Source organism: Streptomyces sp. CRN 30, from assembly GCF_034105845.1.
The window spans coordinates 1-4015 of the sequence record NZ_JAVRHI010000320.1; the positions used below are offsets into that span (position 1 = coordinate 1).

3 protein-coding genes and 1 pseudogene are annotated in these 4015 nt (G+C 76.1%); all 4 read right to left on the bottom strand.

The window, feature by feature from the left end:
- A pseudogene (locus tag UW392_RS34465) lies at positions 1–228 on the bottom strand (beta-ketoacyl-ACP synthase); the annotation flags it as partial.
- On the bottom strand, positions 225–500 hold the full coding sequence (locus tag UW392_RS34470; RefSeq protein WP_320779138.1) for an acyl carrier protein: 276 nt from the start codon (positions 498–500) through the stop codon (positions 225–227). The gene UW392_RS34470 and the pseudogene UW392_RS34465, both read right to left, overlap by 4 nt.
- A gap of 211 nt (positions 501–711) precedes the next feature.
- Complete coding sequence (locus UW392_RS34475; protein WP_320779139.1) at positions 712–2811, bottom strand: serine/threonine-protein kinase; 2100 nt, start codon at positions 2809–2811, stop codon at positions 712–714.
- Positions 2812–2870: 59 nt separating this feature from the next.
- The coding region (locus UW392_RS34480) for a PQQ-binding-like beta-propeller repeat protein (protein WP_320779140.1) at positions 2871–4015 on the bottom strand (1145 nt) is incomplete at its 5' end.

Here is a 4015-nt window from a genome sequence, read left to right on the forward strand (position 1 = left end):
CTTCGCCGGGGACAGCGCCGACCCGGGGTCCACGGCGGCGGCCGCCGCGAGCCCGGTCCGGGGCGGGCCGCCGGGCGCGGCGAGGTCGAGGCTCTCGATGCCGCACCCGCCGTCCAGGAGCGCCGCCCAGGTGGAGGCCGCGTCTCCGCCGAGCGCCGTGGTCATGCCCACTCCGGTGATGACGGCGGTCTCGTCGCGGCCCGGTGCGGCCCGCCGTCGTGGGCTCACGCGGCGCCGCCGGCCGGGGCGGGGGCCAGCGGGGCGAGGTACTCGACGATCTCGCGTACGGTGTTCAGGCGCGCGGCGTCGTCCATCGGCACCTCGATCCCCCAGCGGTCCTCGATCGCGGCGACCAGTTCCAGCAGGGCCAGCGAGTCGACTCCGAGGTCGTCCTTCAGACCGCAGTCGAGGCCGACCTCCTCCACGGACACGTCCTCGACGGTGGCGGCGAGCAGTTCGCGCAGTGCGTCGAAGAGTTCGCGGTCGTCGGCTGTGGGCATCGGGGGTTCCTCCTGGCTCGGTGCCGGATTGACGCCGACAGCCTTTCCGACCGCCCGGAGCGGTAAGCGCGGGCCGCGGTGTGACGGCGGTGCGCCGGGAGCACACGAGGGGCGCCCGCCAACTCCCGCTGCTTCCGCGTGCGTTCGGACGCCCCGGGGTGAGGTTCAGGGGGCGGGGGGTCCGCCGCGTAAAGGGAGTTCGCGTGAGGCGTCAGAACACCGGGAGCGCCAGCAACGTACCGGAGTTGAGGACGAAGAGGCGGTTGCGGTCCCCGGCGACGGTGCGGCCGCCCGCCGCGCCGGTGAGGGGGTAGGTGACGGTCGGGGCCCCCACGCTCTCCCCCTGGCGGGGGAAGCCGCTCACGCCGGTGTCGTCGCCCTCGGCCAGCCAGACGCTGTCGGCCTGGATCACCGGCGGCTGCCACGGCGGGGTGACGCCCGCGATGAAGGCGGTCTGTTCGTCGTCGCCGTCGGTCCGCATCCGGCGCAGCACGTCCCCGTCGGTGAGGCAGACGATGCCGCCGGCGACGGCGGGCGGCCCCCAGCCGTACGCCCCGCGGCGGATCTCCTGGTACGGCTCGCGCGACCACACCTCCTCGCCGTCGGCCGCCCGGACCGCGGCGAAGGTGTGGCCGCCGAGGAAGACCACGCCCCCGTCGATCGCGGGCGCGAGGGCCGCCGCGGCCTGTTCTTCGCGCACCCATGCCTTCGTGCCGTCGGCGGCCTTGACCGCGACCACGTCCCCGGAGCCGCCGCACACGACGAGGAGTCCCGCGCCGAGCGCCGCCGCGGGGCGGCCGGTGAGGGCCAGCGGCGGGCGGCGCGTCCACCGCACCGAGGCGTCGGAGGCCGACACGCAGCGCAGCGCGCCCTCGGCGGTGAGGACGTAGACGTGGTCCGCGTCGGCGGCCAGCAGGACGTCGGCCCCGGCGTCGGCCGTCCACTTGGCCTCGCCGGTGGCGGCGACGTAGGTCCGCAGGACGCCGTCCTCGTCGGCGGTCGCGACCAGCCGGTCCCCGACCGACAGGTACCCGGCGTCGCCGCGCGCCTCCCCGGCCCGCCAGCGTTCCTTGCCGTCGGTGACCGCGTGGGCGACGACACCGCCGCCGTTCGCCGCGCACACCACGACGTCGCGGACCGGCAGCGGTCGCGCCGACCCCGCGTCGGCGACGTTCTCCAGCGGGCCCCACAGAGGGGTGAGCCGCCCGGTGTCGCCGACGGGTTCGGCGGCCTCCGCCTTCGCGGCCGCCGGTATGTCGAACGGGTCGGAGGAGGGCGCGCCGCCGCTCAGCCACCACGCGGTGCCGCCCGCGCCGGCCGCGACCAGGGCGCCGCCCCCCGCGAGCGCCAGCAGCAGCCCGCGCCGGGAGGGGCGCGGGCCGCCCGGCGCGCCCGCCGGGACCGTCGGCGCGCCGGCGGGTCCGGGCCGCTCGGTGGCCCGGCGGACCTCTTCCTCGCGCTGCCGGATGTCGTCCGCGAGGGGGCCGGTGGTCCAGAACCGGTCGCTGCCGGCCGGGGGCCGGGCGAAGTCGGCCACCTGGGCCGGCGAGGGCCGGGCGGCGGGGTCCTTCGAGAGACAGGGGGCGACGAGGTCGCGCAGCGGACCGGGCAGCGCGCCGAGGTCGGGGGTGCCGTGCACCACCTCGTAGAGCACGGCGGCGACCTCGGTGCCCGGGTAGGCGGGGCGGCCGCTCGCGGCGTAGGCGAGGACCGCGCCGAGGGAGAAGAGGTCGGCCGCCGGGCCGACGCGCTGTCCCAGTACCTGTTCGGGCGCGCCGTAGCCGGGGGTGACGGGGATCTGGCCGGTCATGGTGAGGGTCAGGCCGTGCTCGGGGCGGGCGATGCCGAAGTCGATGATCCGGGGGCCGCGGGAGGTGAGGACGACGTTCTGCGGTTTGAGGTCGCGGTGGACGAGGCCGGTGACGTGGATGTCCTTCAGGGTTCGGGCCAGGGAGCGGGCGAGTTCGCGCAGCAGGGCGTCGCCGAACGGTCCGTAGTGTTCCACGGCTTCGTCCAGGGTGGGTCCGGCGAGGAACTCGGAGGCGATCCACGGCCGTCCGGACTCGGGTTCGGCGGCGAGCACGCGCGCGACGCCCTCGCTGGTCACCGCGCGGGCGGTGCGTGCCTCGCGGACGAAGCGCTCGGCGAGGTGCCGGTCGTCGGCGAGTTCGGGCAGCAGCACCTTCACGGCGGCCGGGCCGCCGTGCGCGTCGCGGCCCAGGTAGACCTTGCCCATGCCGCCCGCGCCGAGGACGCCGACGATGCGGTAGGGGCCGAGGCGGAGGGGGTCTCCGGGGCCGAGCGGTTGCACGTGGGGTCCTTCCGGTGCGGGGTGCGGGATGCGGGCGGTCAGGTGCGGGGTGCGGGTGGTCAGTCGAGGGGCAGGGCGAAGGTCTCCTTCTCCCTGCGGACGTAGAGGTGGCCGCGTTCGGTGTCGGCGGTGAGGACGGTGGCGTCGGTGCTGAGGGTCCACGCCGCCTGCCGGGTCTTGATCTCCACGGCGCGCAGTCCCCGGTCGTCGAGGCCGTAGACGTACCTGGCGCCGACCGCCGGTGCCTCGGCGCGGCTGAGGTGCCGGTTCTTCAGGCCCTTCTCCGCCCAGTTGAGGGAGCCGGTGAGGGCGTCGACGGCGACCAGGCCCCGGTCGCCCTCGGTGCAGTAGACGACGCCGTCGCGCAGGGCGGGTTCGCCGTACACCCGGGTCTCGCCGGCGCTGTCGCCGACGTCGCGCCGGTCGCCGAAGAGCCAGGCGGTCTCCCCGTCGGTGATCTTGAGGGCCGAGAGGGCCACCGAGGCGAGGTAGAGGTGCCGGTCGTCGTGGACGATCTGGACGGGTTTCCCGTCGTCGTAGGGTTCGCTGAGCTTCCACCGCTCCTTGCCGTCGGCCTTCGCGTGCACGCCGATCCACAGGGAGGAGGTGTACGCGGAGTCGGACCGGTACCACACCAGGGCGTCCCCGGTGACGGCGGCGCACAGCAGCGGCGGGAGGTTCTCCTGCTCGGCGGCGTCGAGGGGCGCGCGCCAGCGTTGCCGGCCGTCGTCGAGGCCGACGGCGAGCAGGTACCAGTCCTTGCCGGAGGCGGCGCGCGCGGCCAGGTAGGCGGTGTCGTCCGCCACGCACAGGATCTGGTTGCGGTTCTCCGAGCCCGCGTAGTCGGCGAGTTCGGCCAGCGGGTCGCCGGGCTGCCCGTCGCTCATGTCGATCTCGCACACGGCGAGCGCGGCGCCCTCTCCGGCGTCGCGCAGGGCGTAGATCCGCTTGTCGGCCGCCGTGTAGCGCCAGCCGTCGGCGAGGTTGGCCTGCCAGGTGGTGGCGCCGCTCTCGGCGTTGACCCCGCACAGCACGATGCCGGCGGGCATCGCGACGCCGCTGCCGGCCGGCAGGACCTCGGCGCGGGAGTCCGGGCTGCGGGCCTGGAACGTCCACAGCCGGTCCGGTGCCTTGGCGGCGGCGGCCTTCTCGCCGTTCGCGCCGCCGCCGGTGCCGCCGCCGTTCCCGCCGTCGTCGCGGCTCG